17 protein-coding genes are annotated in these 23252 nt (G+C 73.3%); 11 read left to right on the forward strand and 6 right to left on the reverse strand.

Annotated features, from left to right (window positions below):
- The first annotated feature begins 46 nt into the window (after positions 1 to 46).
- Both AC0B9F_RS01580 and AC0B9F_RS01585 read left to right on the forward strand, forming a co-directional pair.
- Positions 47 to 1783: a phosphatidylglycerol lysyltransferase domain-containing protein gene (locus AC0B9F_RS01580; protein WP_471998192.1), complete on the forward strand. Its 1737-nt coding sequence runs from the start codon at positions 47 to 49 to the stop codon at positions 1781 to 1783.
- The gene (locus AC0B9F_RS01585) at positions 1780 to 2526 is read left to right on the forward strand and encodes a hypothetical protein (protein WP_471998193.1); all 747 of its coding nucleotides are present in this window, start codon (positions 1780 to 1782) and stop codon (positions 2524 to 2526) included. The genes AC0B9F_RS01580 and AC0B9F_RS01585 overlap by 4 nt, the downstream gene beginning before the upstream one ends.
- On the opposite strand, the gene AC0B9F_RS01590 is transcribed toward AC0B9F_RS01585, so the two are convergent.
- Complete coding sequence (locus tag AC0B9F_RS01590) at positions 2424 to 3188, reverse strand: hypothetical protein (protein ID WP_471998194.1); 765 nt, start codon at positions 3186 to 3188, stop codon at positions 2424 to 2426. The genes AC0B9F_RS01585 and AC0B9F_RS01590 overlap by 103 nt on opposite strands.
- Before the next feature lie 70 nt (positions 3189 to 3258).
- Here AC0B9F_RS01590 and AC0B9F_RS01595 point away from each other — a divergent pair, with 70 nt between their 5' ends.
- Together AC0B9F_RS01595 and AC0B9F_RS01600 are read left to right on the forward strand one after the other, a co-directional pair.
- Positions 3259 to 4047, forward strand: coding sequence for an adenosylcobinamide-GDP ribazoletransferase (locus tag AC0B9F_RS01595; protein WP_471998195.1), 789 nt, complete (start codon positions 3259 to 3261; stop codon positions 4045 to 4047).
- A gap of 43 nt (positions 4048 to 4090) precedes the next feature.
- A complete protein-coding gene (locus tag AC0B9F_RS01600; protein ID WP_471998196.1) occupies positions 4091 to 4696 on the forward strand; it encodes an RDD family protein in 606 nt (201 codons plus the stop codon).
- On the opposite strand, the gene AC0B9F_RS01605 is transcribed toward AC0B9F_RS01600, so the two are convergent.
- From AC0B9F_RS01605 to AC0B9F_RS01625, 5 genes are all read right to left on the reverse strand, one after another.
- Entirely contained in the window at positions 4656 to 5384 is a 729-nt protein-coding gene (locus AC0B9F_RS01605) for an endo alpha-1,4 polygalactosaminidase (RefSeq protein WP_471998978.1), read from the reverse strand. The genes AC0B9F_RS01600 and AC0B9F_RS01605 overlap by 41 nt on opposite strands.
- Before the next feature lie 173 nt (positions 5385 to 5557).
- Positions 5558 to 6241, reverse strand: coding sequence for a spherulation-specific family 4 protein (locus AC0B9F_RS01610; RefSeq protein ID WP_471998197.1), 684 nt, complete (start codon positions 6239 to 6241; stop codon positions 5558 to 5560).
- On the reverse strand, positions 6238 to 7758 hold the full coding sequence (locus tag AC0B9F_RS01615) for a hypothetical protein (RefSeq protein WP_471998198.1): 1521 nt from the start codon (positions 7756 to 7758) through the stop codon (positions 6238 to 6240). Before AC0B9F_RS01615 ends, AC0B9F_RS01610 begins: the two co-directional genes overlap by 4 nt.
- On the reverse strand, positions 7755 to 9290 hold the full coding sequence (pelF, locus tag AC0B9F_RS01620; protein WP_471998199.1) for a GT4 family glycosyltransferase PelF: 1536 nt from the start codon (positions 9288 to 9290) through the stop codon (positions 7755 to 7757). The genes AC0B9F_RS01615 and pelF overlap by 4 nt, the downstream gene beginning before the upstream one ends.
- 146 nt (positions 9291 to 9436) lie before the next feature.
- The gene (locus AC0B9F_RS01625; protein ID WP_471998200.1) at positions 9437 to 11467 is read right to left on the reverse strand and encodes a hypothetical protein; all 2031 of its coding nucleotides are present in this window, start codon (positions 11465 to 11467) and stop codon (positions 9437 to 9439) included.
- 360 nt (positions 11468 to 11827) lie between these two features.
- On the opposite strand from AC0B9F_RS01625, the gene AC0B9F_RS01630 reads away from it, so the two are divergent.
- From AC0B9F_RS01630 to AC0B9F_RS01660, 7 genes are all read left to right on the forward strand, one after another.
- Positions 11828 to 13378, forward strand: a complete 1551-nt coding sequence (locus AC0B9F_RS01630) for a leucyl aminopeptidase (RefSeq protein ID WP_471998201.1) — start codon at positions 11828 to 11830, stop codon at positions 13376 to 13378.
- A 313-nt stretch (positions 13379 to 13691) separates the two neighbouring features.
- Positions 13692 to 15080 carry a dihydrolipoyl dehydrogenase gene (lpdA, locus tag AC0B9F_RS01635; protein ID WP_471998202.1) on the forward strand — a complete coding sequence of 463 codons (1389 nt, stop codon included), beginning with the start codon at positions 13692 to 13694 and terminating at the stop codon, positions 15078 to 15080.
- A 58-nt stretch (positions 15081 to 15138) separates the two neighbouring features.
- Positions 15139 to 16947 carry a 2-oxoglutarate dehydrogenase, E2 component, dihydrolipoamide succinyltransferase gene (gene sucB, locus AC0B9F_RS01640; protein WP_471998203.1) on the forward strand — a complete coding sequence of 603 codons (1809 nt, stop codon included), beginning with the start codon at positions 15139 to 15141 and terminating at the stop codon, positions 16945 to 16947.
- A 266-nt stretch (positions 16948 to 17213) separates the two neighbouring features.
- Positions 17214 to 17837, forward strand: coding sequence for a GntR family transcriptional regulator (locus AC0B9F_RS01645; protein ID WP_471998204.1), 624 nt, complete (start codon positions 17214 to 17216; stop codon positions 17835 to 17837).
- A gap of 928 nt (positions 17838 to 18765) precedes the next feature.
- Positions 18766 to 21477: a pyruvate dehydrogenase (acetyl-transferring), homodimeric type gene (aceE, locus tag AC0B9F_RS01650; protein ID WP_471998205.1), complete on the forward strand. Its 2712-nt coding sequence runs from the start codon at positions 18766 to 18768 to the stop codon at positions 21475 to 21477.
- Between the two features lie 76 nt (positions 21478 to 21553).
- Positions 21554 to 22534: a helix-turn-helix transcriptional regulator gene (locus AC0B9F_RS01655; protein ID WP_471998206.1), complete on the forward strand. Its 981-nt coding sequence runs from the start codon at positions 21554 to 21556 to the stop codon at positions 22532 to 22534.
- Positions 22535 to 22682: 148 nt separating this feature from the next.
- Positions 22683 to 23201: a DUF4240 domain-containing protein gene (locus AC0B9F_RS01660; RefSeq protein WP_471998979.1), complete on the forward strand. Its 519-nt coding sequence runs from the start codon at positions 22683 to 22685 to the stop codon at positions 23199 to 23201.
- The last annotated feature ends 51 nt before the right edge of the window (positions 23202 to 23252 follow it).

Below are 23252 nucleotides of genomic sequence, written 5' to 3' on the forward strand. Positions count from 1 at the left end.
GCAAATAGGGCGGTTTACCCCAACGGCGGCCATATGATCCCCGGTCATGGGAGAGAGCCGCATCGCACGCCGGGCCGCCGCCTTCGCCGTCTGGTATCTGCGCGCCGTCGCCTTCGTCAACTTCCTCAGCGCGGTATGGGTCTCCCTCGGGCAGGACGTGCGGCGGCACAACCAGGAGAACCTCTTCACGCCCTATCTGCTGACGGCCGGGTTCGCGTCGGGTGTCTTCACCGCGTTCCTGGCCGTCACCATGCGGCGCCGCAAACGGGCCGCGTGGATCCTGAACCTGGTGCTCGGCGGGGCGTTCCTCGCGCTGTTCACCCTCGCCATGGCGCTGCTGCCGGAGATCCGCCGCTCCGCGCAGAACTGGGTGTCGCTGGCGCTGACGGCGGCCTTCGTCGCCTCGCTGCTCGCGGGCCGGCGTGTGTTCTACGCCAAGGGCGACCGGTCCAACCCGCGGCTCGCCGCCGTGGTCGCCGCCGGGGGCGGCCTCGCCGCGTCGCTGCTGGCGGCGCTGCTGGTGACGGTCACCAACCAGGCGGCGGACGCGGGCCGTTCGACGTTCGCCTCGCGCTGGCGGTACGGCACGCTGCGGCTGGTCTCGGTCGCCGCGGACGACTCCCGCTTCCCGGGGCTGTCCACGCCCACCTGGGTGGACGTGGCCGTCAACGTGCTGAGCACGGCCCTGGTGCTCGCCGTCCTGTACGCCGCGTTCCGTTCCCGGCGGGCGGTCGACCCGCTCGCGGCCGAGGACGAGAAGGGGCTGCGGGAGCTGCTGGAGCGGCACGGGGAGCGGGACTCGCTCGGGTACTTCGCGCTGCGCCGGGAGAAGAGCGTGGTGTGGTCGCCGACCGGGAAGGCGGCCGTCGCCTACCGGGTTCTCGGCGGGGTGTCGCTGGCGTCCGGGGATCCGCTGGGCGATCCGGAGGCGTGGCCCGGGGCGATCGAGCCGTGGCTGGCGCAGGCCCGCGCGCACGGCTGGATCCCGGCGGTGATGGGGGCGAGCGAGGAGGCCGGGACCGTCTACGCCCGGCACGGCCTGAACGCGCTGGAGCTCGGCGACGAGGCGGTGGTGGAGGTCGCCGAGTTCACCCTGGAGGGCCGGGCCATGCGCACCGTGCGGCAGGCCTGCAACCGGGTGCGGCGGGCCGGTTACACGGTGCGGATCCGGCGGCACGAGGACATCCCGGCGGACGAGATGAACGACCTGGTGCGGCGCGCCGACGACTGGCGGGACGGGGCCACCGAGCGGGGTTTCAGCATGGCGCTGGGGCGGCTCGGGGACCCCGACGACGGCCGGTGCGTGATGCTGGAGTGCCATGACGCCGAGGGCCGGCTGCGGGCGCTGCTGTCCTTCGTGCCGTGGGGCCCGAAGGGGCTTTCCCTGGACCTGATGCGGCGGGACCGGGACTCCGACAACGGCCTCATGGAGTTCATGGTCATCGAGCTGCTGCGGCGCTCCCACGAGATCGGCGTCACGCAGGTCTCTCTCAACTTCGCGATGTTCCGCTCGGTCTTCGAACGTGGCGCACGCCTCGGCGCCGGGCCGGTGCTGAGGCTGTGGCGCTCGCTGCTCAGCTTCTTCTCCCGCTGGTGGCAGATCGAGTCGCTGTACCGCGCCAACGCGAAGTACCGGCCCATCTGGGAGCCCCGGTTCCTGCTCTTCGAGAAGAGCGCGGACCTGCCCCGCATCGGCATCGCGTCGGCGCGGGCCGAGGGGTTCCTGGAAGCGCCGGGGCTGCCGAAGTGGCTGCACCGTACGCATCTGGAGAACCGCAGATGAAGAACCTCGCCCGCTGGGCCCGCGCCGAATGGGGACTGCTGTACGTCACCGTGCGCGAGCCGCTGCTGAAGAGGCGGTGGCGGGCGGTTCCGATGACGCTGTCGGCGGTGTGCCTCACGGCGGTGCTGCAGTTCGTGCAGAACCGGTCCTGGGGGTTCGGCTTCGTGCAGGACGTCGGCGCGGTACGGGCCGAGGACCCGCTGTGGCTGGCGCTGCTGCGTACCCCGCTCTCGGTGTGCGTGCCCGCGCTGGACCTGCCCGTGTGGGGTGCGCTGGCCCAGATCCTGCTGGTGTTCGGCATCGCGGAGCTGTGCCTGGGCTGGTGGCGCACGCTCGGCCTCGCCTACGCCGCGACGGTGGCCGGCACCCTCTACGCCCGCCTCGGCATCCGGCTGGGCCCGGACGTCCCGTTCGGCCTGCCCGCCTCCGACGCGCAGGTCGTCGACACCGGCCCGTCGGCGGCCGTGGTGTGTCTCGCGGTGTACCTGTGCTGGCGCTACGGGGCCCATGTCACGGCCGGCGCGGTGACCGTGGCGATGATCGCCGAGGTGCTGGTGAAGGAGAACCTGGCCGGCAAGGAGCATCTGGCCGCGCTCGCGGGCGTGGTGGTGCTGTGCGCGGTGGCGCAGTGGCGGCGGCGTCACCGCCGTTCGACGGCCCGGGTCGGCTCGGGGTCCGGTTTGCCGCCGAGCCAGTCCTGGACGGCACGGCGGGGCCGGGACCAGCGGCGGTCGTGGCGGTAGGCGCGCAGCCCGGCCTTGGCGCGGGCACGCGGGCGGCGGCCGTAGAAGCGTCTGGCCCACAGGGAGCCGGGGCGGGCCAGCCGTACGGCGCCGATCAGGGCGATGAACGGGATGATCACGCCGAGGACGGCCATGCGGCCCTTGCCCTTGGTGAGGGCGATCAGCGCGAAGAGGAAGTTCACCCCGACCGTCAGGATGGCCTCACCGCGGTTCTGCAGCTCCGCCTGGCTGAGGTCGTTGACGCCGAAGGGTGAGAAACCGACGAGGACCAGCCCGACCAGCGCGGCGGTGAACACGACGAGTTCGACGCTCTGGCGGCCCGCCTCGCTCCAGTAGACGTCGTCGAGGTGCAGGATCAGCGCGAACTCGTCCAGGACGAGCCCGGCGCCGATACCGAAGAGGACCGCGGCGATGCCCGAGCCGAGGCCGTGCTGCCCGCTGGCGACCGCGCCGAAGCCTCCGACGACGGTGAGGACGACGCCGGGGACGACGTGATGGACGTGCACCCCGCCGGCCTTGACGTTGCCGAAGGGTCCCCGGCCGGCCCGGATCAGCCGGGTGACGAGCCGGGTGATCAGAAAGGTCAGCACGAAGGCGGCCAGGGCCAGGAGCAGGGGAAGCTTGCCCGGCTCCACGATGTTGCGCACCCACCAATGCCCCATATCCGCACTTTAGTCGCGCTCGTCCCCGGCCGCCGTCCGTGCCCGCCGGGCCCCCCGGTACCCTGCGCCGGTGTCCACGACCCCCTCCCCCTTCGACGGTCTGCGGTTCGCCTTCGGCACGCTCACCGTCCTGCCGGTCACCGTCACCCGCTGGGACCGCGGGGCCGCGCGCGGCGGCATGCTGGCCGCGCCGGCCGCCGGCCTGGTCGTCGGCGCCCTGGCCGCCGGCTGCGCGCTCGCCCTGCTGGCCCTGGGCGCGGGCGCGCTGCTCGCCTGCGTCGCCGCGGCCGCCGTTCCCGCCGTACTGACCCGGGGACTGCACCTGGACGGGCTCGCCGACACCGCCGACGGGCTGGGCAGCGGCAAGCCCGCCGAGGACGCGCTGCGGATCATGAAGCAGTCGGACATCGGGCCGTTCGGCGTGCTCACGCTGGTCTTCGTGCTGCTCGCCCAGGTCGCGGCGCTCGCGCAGCTCTACGGCGGCTCCTGGGGCCGGGGCACGCTCGCCGCCCTCGTCTCGGCGGCCGTCGCCCGGCTGGCGCTGACACTGGCGGCCCGGCACGGCGTCCCCGCCGCCCGCCCGGAGGGCCTCGGCGCCGCCGTGGCGGGGGTCGTCCCGGCGGGCGGCGCGGCGGGCGCCGCCGCGCTGGTCACCGCCGCCGCGGCCGCGGGCGGCGCCCTCCTCGGCGCCTACGACGCGCTGCGCGCGGCCCTCGCGGTGCTGCTCGCGCTCGCCGCCGCCGAACTCCTGCTGCGGCACTGCGTCCGCCGCTTCGGCGGGGTCACCGGTGACGTGTTCGGCGCGCTGGCGGAGACGGCCGGCACGGTCGCCCTGCTGGTGCTGTGCCTGGGCCGGTAATCTCTTCCGCCGTACACGGACCATGATCGATCGGGGGACCGTCATGCCCAAGCTGCGCCGTGCCGTGGCCTGGTTCATCGATTTCGCGCTGGTCGTCGCCGCGGCGTCGGCGCTCGCGGTGCTCACCTTCCACCGGATATCCGGGCTCGTCACCGACGTGCCCGAACTGGCCACCCGCGGCGGCCTCGACCTGCTGACCTCGCGCGGCGACGTGCTCGGCGCCTCCGAGCACCTCGGCTCGTCGCTGTGGCACAAGGTGGTGCTGTACGTGGAGCAGGGCTTCGCGGTGCTGGTGCTCGTCACCTTCGCCTACCAGTGGGCCTGCCTCGCCCTCCTCGGCCGTACCGTCGGCAAGGGGCTGCTCGGTCTGAGGGTGGCGCAGGCCGCGCCGCGCCGGGCCGCGCTGCGCGCCGCCGTCACCACGGCCGCCGATGTCGCCGTGTACGCGGTGGCCTGCGTGCTGCTAATCGAGGGCCACTTCGCGCTGTCGTTCCTGGTGTGGGCGCTGGCGGTGCTGCTGTTCCTGTTCAACGCGCTGCCGGTGTTCTCCCCCAGCCGCCGCTCGCTGGCCGACCGGATCGCGGGGACGGCGGTGACCGGTCTGGGCCTCAGCAGGGCCGCCGCCATGCCCCCAGCTCGTACTTCTTGAGCATCGAACTCAGTTGGAGGCGGCGCGAGGTCGCGCAGAACCGGCTGGTCGGCAGCTCGTACTCGACGTGGAAGACGGCCTTGCCGGCCCGCACGAACGGCGTGAGCCGGTCGCACTCGCCGTACTGGGCGCACTGCTCGTTCACCGCGAAGTCGAAGTCGCCCACCAGCTGCGGGATCTGGCCGAGGTCGTTCTTCAGGCCGACGGCCAGGCCCCGCTCGTGCGCCAGCCGCGCGATCAGCCGGTTGTAGCGGAGCTGGTCGGCGGCGGTGAGCGGGAAGCCGCTCGCGTTGGTGTAGCCGTCCATGTTGTCCGGTTCGACGGCGTCGAAGCCCTTGTCCCGGCACAGGTCGAGCCGGGCCGCCATCAGCGGCTCCAGCGCGCCGGTGCGGCGGATGTCGAGCCAGCGCTCGCCGTCCCACCCGTTGCCCTTGCCGAGCAGCGACGCCGGGAACCTCGCCGCGTCCGGCCGCCAGTCCTCCCAGGCGCCGGTCGACAGGTAGCAGACGACCTTGCGGCCCGCGCGGTGCAGCGCGGCCACGGTCGCCCGGGAGTGGTCGAAGCCGTCGATGTCGTACACGGGGACGTCGACGGAGGTGTCCAGGCGGCCGCTGAGCTGCCACTGCCAGGGGGTGCCGGGCCGCGGCTGCCAGCGGGCGTGCCCGGACGGCCCGGACGGTGACCCGATCGACGGCCCGGACGGTGACCCGGACGACGGCCCGGACGGTGACGCGGTCGACGGCCCCGTCGCCGCCCCGGTCGGCCGGGGCTTTTCCGAGCGGTCCTCGGAGGCCGACGTGCAGCCCGTCAGCAGCAGCGCCAGCAGGGCCGACAGCGCCACGACGAGCAGGAACGGGCGTTTCACCGGGCGGGCTCCAGGGTGTGCGGCAACGTACCCCAAGGATGATCCCCGCCGCCCGGCACCGCGCAGTGCAGGCCGGCGCCGCGCGCCCGGGCCAGGGCCGCGCAGTCGGCGCCGGGCGGCACCCCGTGCACCAGGTGACACGTCAGCGCCCCGTCGAGGAGCGGCTGCGCGGGCAGCGCGCGGTACGTCTCCCAGGCGCCCTCGAAGGTCACCAGGACGTCGGCGATCCGCGCGTAGGAGGGGTGCGGGAGGGTGCCGTGGTTGAGGACCAGTGTGCCGCAGCCCGCGCGCCACGCGGCCGCGGCCAGGCCGCGGTAGTGCGCGAGGGCGTGCGGCCCGGCGGACACCTGGTCGAGGAAGGCGCCGTCCGCGCCGTACCAGTCGCGGTGGCGGGCGAGGTCCTGCGCCACCTCGGCGGGCGGCCGCAGCGCGTACGCGGTGTCGGCGTAGCCGAGCACCCGCACCCCGGCCGCCCGCAGCCGCGCGGCGACGCCGGCGAACGCCGGGTCGGGCGCCGTGCCGGGGCCGCTCGCCGGGTTGAGCACCACGCCGTACAGGCGGGGCGCGGCGGCGAGGACCGCCTCCCATTCGGCGGGGCGGACGGACGGGTGCTCGTAGTACGGGACCAGCAGGCCGGTCGTCGGTGTGCTCGATGTCGTTGTCGTCCTTGTCGTGCTCATCGGTGTGCGGTCGCCCTCCCCAGCAGGACGCAGACGAGGAGCGCCTGCGCGGCCCCGGCCGTGCCGTACACGGCCACGCCCACCAGGTGCGGTCCCGCCGCGTGCGTGGCCAGGGCGAGGCTCTGCGCGAGGGCGGCCAGACAGCACACGGTGACCGCGCTGTGCACCGCGCCGAACGACTGGAGCAGCAGGCCGGTCCACAGCACCACGCCCAGCAGGAGCAGGCCCGCCAGGCGCAGGCCGCTCAGGCCCGGGGAGTGCGGCCACAGCGCGGCGGTCGCCACGGCGAGGGCGAGCAGGACCGCCAGGTAGCCGGTCAGGCACTCGGCCACCGTGCGCGCGGTGCGCCGCCAGAACGCGCGCGGGCTGCTGGTGGAGCGCAGCCCCGCCAGGCTGCCGCTGCGGAAGCGGTACAGCAGCCATTCGGCGGGCCCCATGCTGAGGGTGAGCGCGACGGCGGCCGGCGCGGCGATCGCGCTGTGCTGCTCGCCCGCGAGCACGTCGCCGAGCGCGGCGTACAGCACCAGGACGCCGCTGCCCAGGCCGAACAGCGCGTACGGCAGGGAGCCCGTCAGCCACAGCGGCGCCCCGCGTTCGCGCGCGGGGGCGGCGCCGAGACCGCCGAAGGGCAGCAGCGCGGCCAGACCGGCCGCCCAGCTGCCCTCCCCGAGGTCCTTGACGGCCGGGGCGACCTCGCGCAGGGCGAGGACGGCGACCGCGGCGAGGGAACCCAGGAGCAGGACCAGCCGGACGGCCCCGGGGACCGGCGCGGCCAGGGACACGGCGGCGCCCGCCGCCATCGGCCCGAGCGCCGCCAGCAGGGCCCGTTCGCGGCCGAGGACCAGCAGGGTGGTGGCCGCGCCCAGATAGCAGGACTGGCCGGCGGCGAACGCCGGGGCGGCCGGGTGGGCGGTGCCCGCGACCGCGAGGGCGACCAGCGTGCCGAGCAGCGCGCCGACCGGGGCGCCCACCAGCAGCGAGCGGCGCGCGGCCGAGGTGTCGCCGAGGCCGAGCCACGAGTACGCCCGGTGGGCCAGGCCCTGATTCCAGGTCCAGCCGGTCAGGGCGCCCGCGAGGAGGGTGAGCGTGCCCGCGGGGAGCCCGAGTCCGTCCTTCGGGCCGGCCAGCAGGGGGCCGCCGAGGACGTAGGCGAAGCCGGGCAGGGCGAAGACCACACCGCGCAGCAGACAGCCGAGCAGGCCGACCTGCCAGGGGTCGTGCGGCGGGCCCTCCGGTTCGGGGTGGCGGCGCTCGACGCGGTCGTACAGCTCCTCGGCGAGCGCGAAGGAGTTCTTCACGCCGTACCGCTCGCGTATCCGGTCGTCCGACAGGCCGTCGGACTCCAGCAGGGCGGCTATCTCGTCCGGGTGGACGGCGGCCGCTATGAAGTCCTCCAGCCGCACGGCGAGTTCGTCGACCGGGTCGGGCCCGGCCCAGGCGGGGCCGGTGCGCTGGCGCGGGACGGCGGGCAGGGTCTGCGGGCGGGCGCCGGGCGGCAGCCAGATCGATCCGCTCACCGGCCGGTCCCTCCCCCGGACTCCGTGAGGGGGGACCCCCATACCGCTGTGGACACGTACCAGGGGTCGCGCAGCTCCGCGGTCCAGTCGGCGACCGTCTCGACCGTCGGCTCGTACACCTCGGGCAGCCCGGCGAGTTCCTGGTAGATGGTGCGGAAGTTGTCCACCGAGCGTCTCAGGGTGAACCGGTCGATGACCCGCTGCCGGGCCAGCGCGCCCAGCTCCAGGCGCCGCCGGTCGTCGCCCAGCAGGGTGAGCGCGGCGGCGGCCATCTTCTCCGGCTCGCGCGGCGGGACGACCAGCCCGGTGTCCCCGACGGCCTCGCGCACCCCGCCGACGTCCGTGGAGACGGTCGTACGACCGCAGGACATGGCCTCGATGATCGAGAAGGGGAAGCCCTCGGAGATGGACGACAGCATGACGACGTGGCCGGCCGCGTAGGCGCGCCACACCTCGCTGATACGGCCCTCGAAGGTGAGGCCGTCGGTGACGCCGAGTTCGGCGGCGAGCTTCTCCAGGCGCGTGCGGTAGGCCTCGCCGCCGGGCGGGACGGGCCCGAAGAGCCGCAGGCGGGTCTCGGGGCGTTCGGCGCGCACCATGGCGTAGGCGCGCAGCAGGGTCTCCAGGTCCTTGATCGGGTCGATCCGGCCGCACCAGCTGAGCGTGGGGACGTCCGGCTCCGGGCCGGCGTGCGGGAAGGCGTGCGGGTCGACGCCGTTGTACACGGTCCGGATCCTGCGGGCGTCGGCGCCGCCGCGCTCCTCCCAGCGGCGGTTGTACTGGTTGCACGGTGTGATCAGGTCGGCCATGCGGTAACCGTGTGAATTGAGTTCACGGTAGAAGCCGAGCATGAACGCCTTCACCGGCCAGCGCTGGCCGTCCGTGCGGTAACCGAGGTAGCGCTCGCGCAGATAGATGCCGTGCTCGGTGAGCAGGAACGGCACGCCGTCCAGGGCCCGCGCGGCCACCGCCGGCAAGGTGGCCAGACCGCTGCTGACCGCGTGGGCGACGGAGTCCTCCGGGACGCGCACCCCGAGCGGGCGCAGCGCGTGTTCCAGCAGGTCGGTCGCGGTGAGCGCGTCGTGCACGGTGGGCCGGGCGCGGGCCGTCGGCAGATGCGGCATCGTCCAGATCCACATCAGCGAGCGCAGCGCGCCCTCCGTGCGCAGCGCCGCGGAGAGCCGGCCGGCCCGGGCGACCCGGGCCAGTTCGGTGAGGGCCTCGCCGAAGTCGCACCGCGCCTGCGGGTCGAGGAAGGACAGCAGCAGCCGCTCGTAGGCGTCGGCGAAGCGGCGCCGGTCCCGGCCGCGGGGCGGGCTCTTGCGGCCGGGGCGGGGGCCCCAGGTGGGCACGCAGGTGTGCCGGCGGACGTTGGGCGGCAGCTCCCAGGTGACGGGTTCACGGCCGGTGCCGGTGAGGGACATCACGTGGAAGTCCACCTCCGGCATGCCCTTGACGAGCTGGTCGCACCAGGTGCTGACCCCTCCGTGGACGTGCGGGTAGGTGCCTTCGGTGAGCATGGTGACGCGCATGGCTGCGCCGCTTCCCCCCTGTTGTGCGGACTTCTGTGCGGGCGCTCGGGTGCCGGCCCGGAGGCGGGTTCGGTCGTGGCTGGTCGCGCCCACGCGGCGGAGCCGCGGATCGATACAGCCCCGCGCCCCCTTTCGGGCCGCTCCCCCTACGGCAGTTTCAGAGTGACCGCGGACTGCAGCAGCTCCGGTGTGGTCCACGCCGAGCGCTCCCCCGCGTACGGCGTGCCGAAGGTGGCCGTCCCCAGCAGGAGTTGCTTCTTCGTGCCCTCCGGGACCGTCACCGGGATCTGGACCCCGGACGGGGCGGTGACCGTCACCGTGGCGCCGATGCGGTAGGCCGTGACGCGGTTGTTCGCCAGGGCCGTCTGCCAGGCCGCCCGGCGCTGGAGTTCGGTGCCGATCGCGCTCTGGCGCGGGTTCTGCAGGGGCGTGTTGTCGGCGAACAGGGCCTTGTAGCCGGCGAGCACCTTGTCCAGGACCGGGTAGAGGATGCGGTCCTCGGCCAGGTTCGACTGGTGCGCGTAGTGCGGGCGCGGGTCGCCCGAGATGGCGTGCCCGAGGTCGGTGCGGGCCTCCTGCGGGACGATCACGTCGTCGTAGCCGGTGGCGGTGTCCAGCGGGCGGTCCAGGCAGGTGGAGGTGGGGTTGTTCTCGCAGACGCCGCTGCCGCCGTCGGCCCGGGAGGTGTAGATCCAGTTGTACTCGTCGGCCATCTCGGCCTTGCTGCCCACGTTGTAGTACACGTTCATCGGGTAGCGCGGCACGGTCAGGGCGGCGCCGACCGGGCGCTGGCCGGGCTCGCGGGAGTTGTCCGAGGCGGTCCACTTCACGCCGTTGTCGGCGAGCGCCCCGGCCAGGTTGGGGTTGTCGGTGGGCTGCTGCGGGAGCGTCCTGAGCCCCGAGTGTTCGCCGGTGACCAGTTCGGTGCGGTCGAGGGGCAGGCCCTTGGTCACCGCCCAGTTGTAGTTGTTGCGGATCTCGCCGGAGATGTCGGAGCGGCTCATCCACTGCGTGGAGCCGTCGGCGTTCTTCGCGCAGCTCCAGGGCACGGTGGCGGTGTCCTGGACGCAGCCCAGGTACTGGTGGGTGTAGGTGTGGTTGATCCAGCGGTACTGCGCCTTGTCGGCGACCAGGCGGTCCGCGAGGGCGTCGGCCCCCCCGTGCTCGCTCTTCCACTCCTCGCCGGAGCCCGCGTTGAACACCATGTCCAGGGTGAAGCCGTGGTCGCGCTGCCACTGCGCGGCGTAGGCGGCGTCGTCCGCGGTCATCCGGATCGGAGCGGTGCCCGCGCCGTCGCCGCCGACGCAGGTGAAGTCGCCGGGCGTGCAGTCGCGGACGGTGTCCCAGCGGCTGTCCGGCGCGAAGACGTCGTCGACGTGCACGGCGAAGGAGTTGCGGACCTGCCCCAGGTGCACGCCCTGGGTGAGCCACTCCACGATGCCCCGGGCGAGCAGCCGGAACTGCTGCTGACTGCGGTTGTAGGCGAAGGTCACGACCAGCTCGCGGCGGCCGTCGTGGGCGTACTCCCCGACCAGGCTGCCGCGTCCGGTGGAGCCGGGCACCGCGGTGTCGACGTAGGAGGTGAAGCCGGCGCGGGGGCGGGCCACGTAGCCGTAACTCTCCGCCACACTCGGCGAGTTGTCCTCGAAGGTGAACGCCCCGGCGAGGTAGCCGAACCAGCCTGTCCGGCCGGCCGGGGTGACCTGAGCGGGCTGCCCGTCGAGGGTGCCGGCCCAGCCACCGTCGCTGGTGTAGTCCAGGCCCACCTCCGGGTGCGCCCAGGTGTAGGCGTCGACCTGCGGGATGCCGTACGTCCTCTCGTACGCCTCCAGCGCGAGCTGCTCCGGCGAGGTCGCCGAGCCGAACGGGGCCTCGTCGGGCAGCACCACCCCCTGGTAGCGGGCCCGGGGCGTGGCGCCGGCCGTGTCGGCGAGGAAGGCCGCGTCGATCACGGGACGGTTCGCGGCGTTCAGGTCGACGGTGGTGAACGGGACGCCGGTGGTCGTGAGCTGGTCGGTGATGGCCTGGACGGAGCTGCTCCCGTCGTCCACGACCAGCACCTTCAGGTCGATGCGCGGCGTCGTGGCCGCCGCGGCGCCGGGCGCCGCGAGCCCGAGTGCCATCGTGGCCGCCGCCGTCACCAGGGCAGCCGTGGTCGTGCGCGCACTGTGCGCCATGTGGTCCTCTCCCCCCCAAGGAACCCCCGCCCGTGGTGGCCGGTACGCGGAGGGCCCGTGGAAATGATGCGAAGCGATGAGGTCGGTACTCACCGGAACCCGATGAGTGTGACTCAGGTCATCAGGTGCGAGGATCGGGAAATGGCCACGACGCCACCGACAGGTGAACGCTCGCATGAGTGAGCGAACGGGGCCGCGAGCGTAGGCTCCCTCCAGGGTGTCCCGCCGGTTCGCCGCGCCGGTCAGGACCCCCCGGTGGGGACCGCGCCGCGGACCGGACCTAGTGTCGGCCGTCGGGTCCGGTCGAACCCACCTCACTCGGCTGCAGAAACTTCACATCGGAAGCGAGATATCACCACCGTGACTGCTCTCACTCTCAGCACCGCCGCGGCGTCCGGTCTGCGGGCCGACGCGATCGTGATCGGTGTCGCCAAGGGCACTGGATCCACGTCCCAGGGCCTGGTCGTCGCACCGGGCGCCGAGGCCGTGGACAAGGCCTACGACGGGCGGCTCGCCGCCGTCCTGGAGACCCTCGGGGCCGTCGGCGCCGAGGGCGAGGTGACGAAGCTTCCGGCGCCGGCCGGGTTCAAGGCACCCCTCGTGATCGCGGTGGGCCTGGGCGCCGAGCCGGAGAAGGACGAGACGTACGACGCCGAGGCGCTGCGCCGGGCCGCCGGCGTGGCCGCCCGCACCCTGAACGGGACGAAGAAGGCCGCGTTCGCGCTGCCGCTGACCGACGCCGCGGACGCCGGCGCCGTCGCGGAGGGCGTGCTGCTGGGCGCGTACTCCTTCGACGTCTACAAGCAGAACGGCCGTCAGGCGAAGAACGACGCCAAGGCCACGCACGGCAAGGCGCCGCTCGCCGAGGCCGTGCTGCTCGGCGGCAAGCCGCGCGACGCCGCGTTCAAGGGCGCGCTGGCCCGCGCCACCGCGGTCGGCGAGGAGCTGAACCGGGCCCGCGACCTGATCAACACCCCGCCGAACGACCTCACCCCGCAGTCCTTCGCCGCCATCGCGCAGGCCGCGGCCAAGGAGCACGGCATCAAGGTGCAGGTGCTCGACGACAAGGCGCTCACCAAGGGCGGCTACGGCGGCATCCTCGGCGTCGGCGGCGGCTCCGCGGCCGCTCCGCGCCTGGTGAAGCTGTCGTACACCAGCTCCAAGGCCAAGAAGCACCTCGCCTTCGTCGGCAAGGGCATCACCTACGACTCGGGCGGCATCTCGCTGAAGCCGGCCGGTCACAACGAGACCATGAAGTGCGACATGAGCGGTGCCGCGGCCGTCTTCGCCGCCGTCGTCGCCGCCGCGCGCCTGGGCCTGGAGGTCAACGTCACCGGCTGGCTGGCGCTGGCCGAGAACATGCCGTCCGGTTCCGCCGTGCGCCCCGGTGACGTGCTGCGCATGTACAGCGGCAAGACGGTCGAGGTGCTCAACACCGACGCCGAGGGCCGGCTGGTGCTCGGCGACGCCCTGTGGGCCGCGTCGGAGGAGAAGCCGGACGCGATCATCGACGTGGCCACGCTGACCGGCGCGATGATGCTGGCGCTGGGCAGCAGGACGTTCGGCGTCATGGCCAACGACGACGCGTTCCGCGCCGCGGTGCACGAGGCCGCCGAGGAGGTCGGCGAGCCGGCCTGGCCGATGCCGCTGCCGGAGCACCTGCGCAAGGGCATGGACTCCCAGGTCGCCGACATCGCGAACATGGGCGAGCGGATGGGCGGCGGCCTCGTCGCCGGTCTCTTCCTGCGCGAGTTCGTCGGCGAGGGCATCCCGTGGGCGCACCTCGACATCGCCGGCCCGGCGTTCAACGAGGGCGGCCCGTTCGGCTACACGCCGAAGGGCGGCACGGGTACGGCGGTGCGGACGCTGGTCCGGGTCGCGGAGCTGGCCGCGGCCGGTGACCTCGGGTGAGGTTCGGTTCCTAGGCCGCCGCTCGGCGCCGTACGACGCACTCCGCCGCGTTGGGCCGATCGCGCCCACGCGGCGGAGCCGCGTGCCGATACGGCCCCGCGCCCCTTTCCGCCGGCACCCGCCCCGTCGCTCACAAGGGAACGTGGGACGTCTCACACACCGGCCCGGCGTCTCGATCCCGTCCGACAAGTGCAAAGATGGAGCCCGGCAGGACAGGGCCCCTACCCGAGGGCCGAAGAACGAGCGGCCGGACACCAGCCGCCTGCCGGTCGTCGAAGACCGGCGTACGGCGCACATGCATGGAGGACGTGACGTGGCGAACGACGCCAGCACCGTTTTCGACCTAGTGATCCTCGGCGGTGGTAGCGGTGGTTACGCCGCGGCCCTGCGCGGGGCGCAGCTGGGCCTGGACGTCGCCCTGATCGAGAAGGACAAGGTCGGCGGCACCTGCCTGCACCGGGGTTGCATCCCCACCAAGGCCCTGCTGCACGCGGGCGAGATCGCCGACCAGGCGCGCGAGAGCGAGCAGTTCGGTGTCAAGGCCACCTTCGAGGGCATCGACATCGCGGGTGTGCACAAGTACAAGGACGACGTGATCTCGGGCCTGTACAAGGGCCTGCAGGGTCTGGTCGCCTCCCGCAAGGTGACGTACATCGAGGGTGAGGGCCGCCTGTCGTCGGCCACCTCCGTCGACGTGAACGGTCAGCGCGTCCAGGGCCGCCACATCCTGCTCGCGACCGGCTCCGTGCCGAAGTCGCTGCCCGGCCTGGAGATCGACGGCAACCGGATCATCTCCTCCGACCACGCCCTCGTCCTGGACCGCGTGCCGAAGTCCGCGATCGTCCTGGGCGGCGGCGTCATCGGCGTCGAGTTCGCCTCCGCGTGGAAGTCCTTCGGCTCGGACGTCACGATCATCGAGGGCATGAAGCACCTCGTCCCGGTCGAGGACGAGAACTCCTCCAAGCTGCTGGAGCGCGCCTTCCGCAAGCGCGGCATCAAGTTCAACCTGGGCACCTTCTTCCAGAAGGCCGAGTACACCCAGGACGGCGTCAAGGTCACCCTCGCCGACGGCAAGGAGTTCGAGGCCGAGGTCCTGCTGGTCGCGGTCGGCCGCGGGCCGGTCTCCCAGGGCCTGGGCTACGAGGAGGCCGGGGTCGCCATGGACCGCGGCTACGTCCTCGTCGACGAGTACATGCGTACCAACGTCCCCACCATCTCCGCCGTCGGTGACCTCGTCCCGACGCTCCAGCTCGCGCACGTCGGCTTCGCCGAGGGCATCCTGGTGGCGGAGCGACTGGCCGGTCTCAAGACCGTCCCGATCGACTACGACGGTGTCCCGCGGGTGACGTACTGCCACCCGGAGGTCGCCTCCGTCGGCATCTCCGAGGCCAAGGCCAAGGAGATCTACGGCGCGGACAAGGTCGTCGCTCTGAAGTACAACCTGGCGGGCAACGGCAAGAGCAAGATCCTGAAGACCGCCGGCGAGATCAAGCTCGTCCAGGTCAAGGACGGTGCCGTGGTCGGCGTCCACATGGTCGGCGACCGCATGGGCGAGCAGGTCGGCGAAGCCCAGCTGATCTACAACTGGGAAGCGCTGCCGGCCGAGGTCGCCCAGCTCGTCCACGCCCACCCGACGCAGAACGAGGCGCTCGGCGAGGCCCACCTGGCACTGGCCGGCAAGCCGCTGCACGCGCACGACTGATCAGCCCTCGGGCGCGACGACACAGACTTTCCGCAACCCGTAAGGAGCAACCGAAACCATGGCGGTTTCCGTAACCCTTCCTGCGCTCGGCGAGAGCGTCACCGAGGGCACTGTCACCCGCTGGCTGAAGGCCGAGGGCGAGCGCGTCGAGGCCGACGAGCCGCTGCTCGAGGTCTCCACCGACAAGGTCGACACCGAGATCCCCTCCCCCGCCTCCGGCGTGCTGGCCTCCATCAAGGTCGCCGAGGACGAGACGGTCGAGGTCGGTGCCGAGCTGGCCGTCATCGACGACGGCTCCGGCGCCCCGGCCGCCGCCCCGGCCCCCGCCGCCGAGGCCGCTCCGGCCCCGGCCGCCGAGGCCGCCCCGGCCCCCGCGGCCGAGCCCGCCGCTGCCGCGCCGTCCACCGAGCAGGCCGCCCCGGCCCCGGCTCCGTCCGCCGAGGCCACCTCCGGCGCGTCCTCCGCACAGGGCACCGACGTGGTCCTCCCGGCGCTCGGCGAGTCCGTCACCGAGGGCACCGTCACCCGCTGGCTGAAGTCGGTCGGCGACTCCGTCGAGGCCGACGAGCCGCTGCTCGAGGTCTCCACCGACAAGGTCGACACCGAGATCCCGGCGCCCGCCTCCGGCGTGCTGCTCGAGATCGTGGTGAACGAGGACGAGACCGCCGAGGTCGGCGCCAAGCTCGCCGTCATCGGCGAGGCGGGTGCCGCTCCGGCCGCCGCCCCGGCCCCGGCTCCGGCGCCCGCCGCCGAGGCCCCGGCCGCCCCCGCGGCGCCGGCCCAGCCGGCCGCCCCGGCTCCGGCCCCCGCCGCTCCGGCCGCGCCCGCCGCTGCCGCTCCGGCTCCGGCCCAGCCCGCGGCTCCGGCGCCCGCCCCGGCTCCGGCCGCCCCGGCTGCCGCGCCCACCGCGCCGACCGCCACTCAGGCGACCGACGAGGGCGCCTACGTGACCCCGCTGGTGCGCAAGCTCGCCGCCGAGAACGGCGTCGACCTGGCCACCGTCAAGGGCACCGGCGTCGGCGGCCGTATCCGCAAGCAGGACGTCGTGGCCGCCGCCGAGGCCGCCAAGGCCCCCGCCGCCGCCCCGGCCCCGGCCGCGGCTGCTCCGGCCGCCGCCAAGAAGGCCCCGGCGCTGGAGGCCTCCCCGCTGCGCGGCCAGACCGTGAAGATGCCGCGGATCCGCAAGGTCATCGGCGACAACATGGTCAAGGCCCTGCACGAGCAGGCCCAGCTGTCCTCGGTGGTCGAGGTCGACGTCACCAAGCTGATGCGGCTGCGCGCCCAGGCGAAGGACTCCTTCGCCGCGCGTGAGGGCGTCAAGCTCTCCCCGATGCCGTTCTTCGTCAAGGCCGCCGCGCAGGCGCTGAAGGCCCACCCGGTCATCAACGCCAAGATCAACGAGGCCGACGGCACGATCACCTACTTCGACACCGAGAGCATCGGTATCGCGGTGGACTCGGAGAAGGGCCTGATGACCCCGGTCATCAAGCACGCCGGCGACCTCAACATCGCGGGCATCTCCAAGGCGACGGCGGAGCTGGCCGGCAAGGTCCGCGCCAACAAGATCACCCCGGACGAGCTGTCCGGCGCGACCTTCACCATCTCCAACACCGGTTCGCGTGGCGCGCTCTTCGACACGATCATCGTGCCGCCGGGCCAGGTCGCGATCCTCGGCATCGGTGCCACGGTCAAGCGTCCGGCCGTCATCGAGACCGCCGAGGGCACGGTCATCGGCGTCCGCGACATGGTCTACCTGACCCTGTCCTACGACCACCGCCTGGTGGACGGCGCCGACGCCGCGCGTTACCTGACCGCGGTCAAGGCGATCCTGGAGGCGGGCGAGTTCGAGGTCGAGCTCGGCCTGTAACCCTCGCTCAGCTCAGCATGTCGATGCCCCCGCCCGGAGTCTCCGGGCGGGGGCATCGACGTATGGGTCCCGGCGGGGCACAGCGGGTATGCGGCACCTGCAACCCGCACCCGCCCGACAAGGGACGAACCCCAGTCAGCAGGCGCCCCCGCCCCACCCACGGCGTGTAACCCTGGTCTCACCTGCGCAAAGACACCCCCACACGCCCTTCCCGTGGAGCGAACCCGCCGTATTGTCTAAATGTCAGCCCTCCCTAAGGAGCCCTCATGACCGCGCCCGTCGTCCACTCGCTGCGCGAACAGATCCGCGAGCACATCGTGGAGGGAATCGTCAGCGGGCGCTGGCAGCCGGGTGAGCGGATCGTGGAGCGCCGTATCGCCACCGAGCTGGAGGTCAGCCAGACCCCGGTCCGCGAGGCCCTGCGTGAGCTGGAGTCGCTGCGGCTGATCGAGTCCGCCCCGAACAAGGGCGTGCGGGTGCGCAACCTCACGGCGGCCGACCTGGAGGAGAGCTACCCCGTCAGGGCCGGCCTGGAGGCCATCGCGGCCGAGCTGGCGGCGGAGAAGCTGGCGGTGGACTGCTCGGTCCTCGAGCCGCACGTCACGGCCCTGTACGCCGCCGACCGCAACGCCGACGGCACGGCCCAGGTCCGGCACACCGTGGGCTTCCACCGCGAACTGGTCCGCGCGGCCGACAACTCCGTGCTGCTGCACACCTGGGAGGGCCTCGGGATCGAGGTCTTCACGGCCCTGTCGATCCGCTGGCTGGGCACGGTCCAGCAGTCGTACGCGGAGGAGCACGAGGAGCTGGTGCAGGCCTTCCAGCGCCGCGATCCGCGGATCGCCGAGCTGGTGAAGGCCCACGTCCTGGGCTGCGCCCCGCGCCCGTAGGACTCCCGCCCACGTCCTGGCTGCGCCCCGCCGCCCCGAAGGTTCCGCCCCCGCCTCGGCCACGGCCCAGGCGTCGGGCTGACGCCCCCGTCTTGGCCCGGCCCCGCGCGTCGGGCTGACGCCCCCGCCTTGGCCCCGCCCCGCGCGTCGGGCTGACGCCCCCGCCTTGGCCCCGCCCCGCGCGTCGGGGTTACGCCCCCCTTGGCTGTGCCTCGCGCGCCCAGGGGTTTTCGCCCCCGCCGCCCCTACCCTTCCCGTCCCCGGGGGCTCCGCCCCCGGACCCCCGTCGCGCAGTTCCCCGCGCCCTGAGGGGCGACGGGGATCTGGCCGCAGGCGGAAGGCCGCCCGGGGCGCGGGCGTGGGGGAGGGCGAGAACGCGCCCTGAACAGGCACGGAGCCCGGCGTGGAGGGGGCACGGAGCCCGGCGTGAAGGGGCACGGAGCGCGGTGTGAAGGGGTGCGGGACGCGGTCCTGAACAGGCACGGAGCGCGGCGTGGAGGGCGCGGGACGCGGTCCTGAACAGGCACGGAGCGCGGCGTGGAGGGCGCGGGACGCGGCGTGAAGGGGCACGGAGCGCGGCGTGAAGGGGCGCGGAACGCGCCCTGGAGGGGCGCGGGGAACTGCGCGACCGGCCACCCCCGGCCCGCACCCGCCGACGCCCCCCGGCACACCCGAGCCCCACCGCGCTCACCTGCACAAACACCCCACCCCAGCAGTCACCCGGTGCCATGGTCGAAGGCACCGCGTGCCTACTTTCTCGTGATCAAGAGGTTTTCGCCCTCAACCCTTTGATCGATCATCGATCACGGAGTTAGAGTCACCGACGGACTTCCACCGAAGTCCTTGAGCCCTGTCCTGCCAAAGACCTAGGGCACCCCCGAACCCTTCACTGTGAGGGAACCCCCCTTCGACTGAGGAAGGCGGCGACATGACCGACCCCAACGCCATCCAGCCGAGCGAGCTCGACCAGCTCCCGGACCGCGACCCCGAGGAGACCGCCGAATGGCAGGCCTCCCTGGACGCCGTCGCCAAGGCGGCCGGGCCGCACCGGGCGGCCTACCTGATGCGCCGCACGCTGGAGCGCGCCGAGGGCGCCGGCATCGCGCTGCCGAAGCTCCTCGAGACGGACTACGTCAACACCATCCCCACCTCCGCGGAGCCGGGCCTGCCCGGTGACCCGGAGCTGGAGGCCCGCATCACCGCGTGGAACCGCTGGAACGCGGCCGCCATGGTGACCCGCGGCAGCAAGCACGGCGTCGGCGGCCACATCGCCACCTTCGCCTCCGCGGCCTGGCTCTACGAGACCGGCTTCAACCACTTCTTCAAGGGCAAGGACTCCGGCGAGGCTGCCGGTTCCGGCGACCAGCTCTACATCCAGGGCCACGCCTCCCCCGGCATCTACGCCCGCGCCTTCCTGGACGGCCGCCTGAACGAGGCGCAGCTGGACCACTTCCGCCAGGAGGCCGGCGGCAACGGCCTGCCGTCCTACCCGCACCCGCGCCGCCTGCCCTGGCTGTGGGAGTTCCCGACCGTCTCCATGGGCCTCGGTCCGCTGTCGGCGATCTACCAGGCGCGGTTCAACCGGTACCTCACCAACCGCGGCATCAAGGACGTCTCCGCCTCGCACGTGTGGGCGTTCCTCGGCGACGGCGAGATGGACGAGCCCGAGTCGACGGCGGCCCTCGCGCTCGCCGCCCGTGAGGAGCTGGACAACCTCACCTTCGTCATCAACTGCAACCTGCAGCGCCTGGACGGCCCGGTCCGCGCCAACTTCAAGATCGTGCAGGAGCTGGAGGCCCAGTTCCGCGGCGCCGGCTGGAACGTCGTCAAGACGCTGTGGGGCTCCACCTGGGACGAGCTGTTCCAGCTCGACACCACCGGCGCGCTGGTACGCCGGCTGCGCGAGGTACCGGACGCGCAGATCCAGACGTACCAGACCCGCGACGCCGCCTACATCCGCGAGGACTTCTTCGGCAAGGACCCGGCGCTCGTCGAGATGGCGAAGCTGCTGAGCGACGACAAGATCCTCGACTGCTTCCACCTCTCCCGCGGTGGTCACGAGCCGCGCAAGGTGTACGCCGCGTACAAGGCCGCCGTCGAGCACAAGGGCGCGCCGACCGTGATCCTGGCCCAGACGGTCAAGGGCCACACCCTCGGCGAGGGCTTCGCGTCGAAGAACGCCAACCACCAGATGAAGAAGCTGACGGTGGACGAGTTCAAGGCGATGCGCGACCTGCTCGAGCTGCCGATCAAGGACAGCGACTTCGTCGACGGCGTGGTCCCCTACGGCCACCCGGGCGCCGACGCCCCCGAGGTCCGCTACCTCCAGGAGCGCCGCGCGGCGCTCGGCGGCCCGGCCCCGGCCCGCCGCACGCACCCGCTGCCGGCGCTGCCCGCCCCGGCCGAGAAGGCGTTCGCCGCCTTCGACAAGGGCTCCGGCTCGCAGAGCGTGGCGACCACGATGGCGTTCGTCCGCCTGGTCAAGGACCTGGTCCGGGACAAGGAGACCGGCAAGCGCTGGGTGCCGATCGTCCCCGACGAGGCGCGCACCTTCGGCATGGAGTCGCTCTTCCCGTCGCTCGGCATCTACTCGCCCAAGGGCCAGACGTACGAGCCGGTCGACCGCGACCAGCTGATGTACTACAAGGAGGCCAAGAACGGCCAGATCCTCAACGAGGGGATCACCGAGGCCGGTTCCATGGCCGACTTCATCGCCGCTTCGTCGTCGTACGCGACGCACGGCGAGGCGATGATCCCGTTCTACATCTTCTACTCGATGTTCGGCTGGCAGCGCACGGCCGACCAGATGTGGCAGCTCGGCGACCAGCTCGGCCGCGGCTTCCTGGTCGGCGCCACGGCGGGCCGCACCACGCTGACCGGTGAGGGTCTGCAGCACGCCGACGGCCACTCGCCGGTGATCGCCGCCACCAACCCGGCCGCGCTCAGCTACGACCCCGCGTTCGCCTACGAGATCGCGGTGATCGTGCGGGAGGGTCTGCGCCGGATGTACGGCGAGGCCAAGCCGGGCGAGGACCAGAACGTCTTCTACTACCTCACCGTCTACAACGAGCCGATGCCGCAGCCGGCGAAGCCGCAGGGCCTCGGCATCGACGAGGGCATCGTCAAGGGCCTGTACCGCTTCAACACGGCGGAGTCCGCGGGCGTCACCGTCCCGGCCAACGCCCCGCGCATCCAGCTGCTGGGCTCCGGCACGGCGATCCACTGGGCGCTCAAGGCGCAGCAGCTGCTCGCCGACGAGTGGGGCGTGGCCGCCGACGTGTGGTCGGCGACCTCCTGGACGGAGCTGCGCCGGGACGCGCTGGAGGCCGACGCGGCGCTGCTGCGCGGCGAGGAGCGGGTGCCGTTCGTCCGCCGGGCGCTGCAGGGCGCCGAGGGCCCGGTGCTGGCCGTCTCCGACTACATGCGCCAGGTCCCGGACCAGATCGCGCAGTGGGTGGAGCAGGACTGGTCCTCGCTGGGCGCCGACGGCTTCGGTCTGTCGGACACCCGTGAGGCCGCCCGCCGCCACTTCGGCGTCGACGCCGAGTCGATCGTCGTCGCGGCGCTGGCGCAGCTGGCCGGCCGCGGCGCGGTGAAGGCCGCGTCGGTGAAGGAAGCCCGCGAGAAGTACGGCCTGTAATCAATCGGGTCCTGACGAAGGGGTACGGCACCTGCCGTGCCCCTTCGTTGTCGGTGGGTCCGGGCATGATGGCCGTATGCGTGCCGCCCGGTTGATCAAGATGGTGCTGCTCCTGCAGTCCCGGCCCTCGATGACCGCCGCCGAGCTGGCGAGCGAGCTGGAGGTGTCGGAGCGGACCGTCACCCGGGACGCGCAGGCCCTGAGCGAGGCGGGCGTCCCGGTGTACGCGGACCGGGGCCGGGCCGGCGGCTACCGGCTGATCGGCGGGTACCGCACGCGGCTGACGGGGCTGGCGCGCAGCGAGGCGGAGGCCCTGTTCCTGTCCGGGGTGCCGGGGGCGCTCAGGGAGATGGGTCTGGAGGACGCCGCCTCGGCCGCCCGGCTGAAGGTGTCGGCCGCGCTGCTGCCGTCGCTGCAGGACGCGTCGCGTGCGGCGTCGCAGCGGTTCCATCTGGACGCGCCGGCCTGGTTCCGGGAGCCGGAGACACCGAAGCTGCTGCCGGCCGTCGCGGAGGCGGTGTGGGACGAGCGCCGTGTCACGGCCCGCTACCGGCGGGGCGAGCGCGACGTGGAGCGGGTGCTGGAGCCGTACGGGCTGGTGCTGAAGGCGGGCGTCTGGTATCTGTGCGCGCGGGTCGCTGAGGACGGCGCGTACCGCACGTACCGCATCGACCGGTTCGCCGCCGTGGCGAGCGGTGACGAGCGCTTCGCGCGGGACGAGGACTTCGACCTGCCCGGCTTCTGGGCGGAGCACTCCGAGCGGTTCGCCCGCTCGCTGCTGCGCACCGAGGTCGTCGTACGGCTGTCCCCCGAGGGCGTGCGCGCCCTGCGGTGGGCCGTGGACACGCTGTCCGCGCGGGAGGCGCTGGCGGCGGCCGGGGAGCCGGACGGCGAGGGCTGGGTGACGGTGACGCTGCCGGTGGAGTCCGAGGAGGTCGCGCACACCCAGCTGAGGGCGCTCGGGGCCGAGGCGCAGGTGCTGGCCCCGGCGGGCCTGCGGGCACGGTTCGCGGCGGACGCGGCACGGCTGGCGCGGCTGTACGGCGAGCGGGGCTGAGGCGGCGACCGGGGGGACGCGGCGACCCGGGGGGCGCGGCGGCCGGGGGTGACGCGGCGGCCGGGGGTGAGGCGGCGGCCACCCGGCCGTGGGAAACCGCCGCACTCCGCGTGCGTCCCCGTCCCCGACGCAGGATGCTGGACCCGTGATGGACGAGACGGAGTTCTGGGAGCTGGTGGACGCCACCCGCGACGCCGCCGAGGGCGACCCGGAGGAACAGGCTGACCTTCTCCTCGAACGGCTGCTCCAGAAGGACCCCGAGGAGGTGCTCGACTTCGCCCGTCACTTCGAGGTCCGCTACAACCGCGCCTACCGCTGGGACCTGTGGGGCGCGGCCTGGGTGCTGCTGGACGGGGCCAGTGACGACGCCTTCGACTTCTTCCGCTGCTGGCTGATCGGCCAGGGCCGGGAGGTGTTCGAGGGCGCCCTGCACGACCCGGACGCGCTCGCCGACCTGCTGGACGACTTCGACGAGGAGATCGACGGCGACGCCGAGGAACTGGGCTATGCCGCCGACGAGGCCTACGAACAGCTCACCGGTACGGTCGCCCCCGACCTGGGCATCCCGCCCGCCCCCTCGGAACCGGCGGGCACACCGCTCGACTTCGAGGACGAGAGCGCCCTGGCGGACCGCTACCCGAAGCTCTGGTACCGCTTCCGGGAGTGAGCTGGGCCTGCTCGCAGCCAGGCGCGCGTGCCCGTACCGCCTCGCACAGCA

It is taken from the genome of Streptomyces sp. NPDC097129 (assembly GCF_055668065.1).

What these genes read in the sequence shown, in the direction of transcription:
- AC0B9F_RS01580 (WP_471998192.1), top strand. Translation starts at nt 47, where the DNA reads ATGGGAGAGAGCCGCATCGCACGCCGGGCCGCCGCCTTCGCCGTCTGG.
- AC0B9F_RS01585 (WP_471998193.1), top strand. Translation starts at nt 1,780, where the DNA reads ATGAAGAACCTCGCCCGCTGGGCCCGCGCCGAATGGGGACTGCTGTAC.
- AC0B9F_RS01590 (WP_471998194.1), bottom strand. Translation starts at nt 3,188, where the DNA reads ATGGGGCATTGGTGGGTGCGCAACATCGTGGAGCCGGGCAAGCTTCCC.
- AC0B9F_RS01600 (WP_471998196.1), top strand. Translation starts at nt 4,091, where the DNA reads ATGCCCAAGCTGCGCCGTGCCGTGGCCTGGTTCATCGATTTCGCGCTG.
- AC0B9F_RS01610 (WP_471998197.1), bottom strand. Translation starts at nt 6,241, where the DNA reads ATGAGCACGACAAGGACGACAACGACATCGAGCACACCGACGACCGGC.
- pelF (WP_471998199.1), bottom strand. Translation starts at nt 9,290, where the DNA reads ATGCGCGTCACCATGCTCACCGAAGGCACCTACCCGCACGTCCACGGA.
- AC0B9F_RS01625 (WP_471998200.1), bottom strand. Translation starts at nt 11,467, where the DNA reads ATGGCGCACAGTGCGCGCACGACCACGGCTGCCCTGGTGACGGCGGCG.
- sucB (WP_471998203.1), top strand. Translation starts at nt 15,139, where the DNA reads ATGGCGGTTTCCGTAACCCTTCCTGCGCTCGGCGAGAGCGTCACCGAG.
- AC0B9F_RS01645 (WP_471998204.1), top strand. Translation starts at nt 17,214, where the DNA reads ATGACCGCGCCCGTCGTCCACTCGCTGCGCGAACAGATCCGCGAGCAC.
- aceE (WP_471998205.1), top strand. Translation starts at nt 18,766, where the DNA reads ATGACCGACCCCAACGCCATCCAGCCGAGCGAGCTCGACCAGCTCCCG.
- AC0B9F_RS01655 (WP_471998206.1), top strand. Translation starts at nt 21,554, where the DNA reads ATGCGTGCCGCCCGGTTGATCAAGATGGTGCTGCTCCTGCAGTCCCGG.
- AC0B9F_RS01660 (WP_471998979.1), top strand. Translation starts at nt 22,683, where the DNA reads ATGGACGAGACGGAGTTCTGGGAGCTGGTGGACGCCACCCGCGACGCC.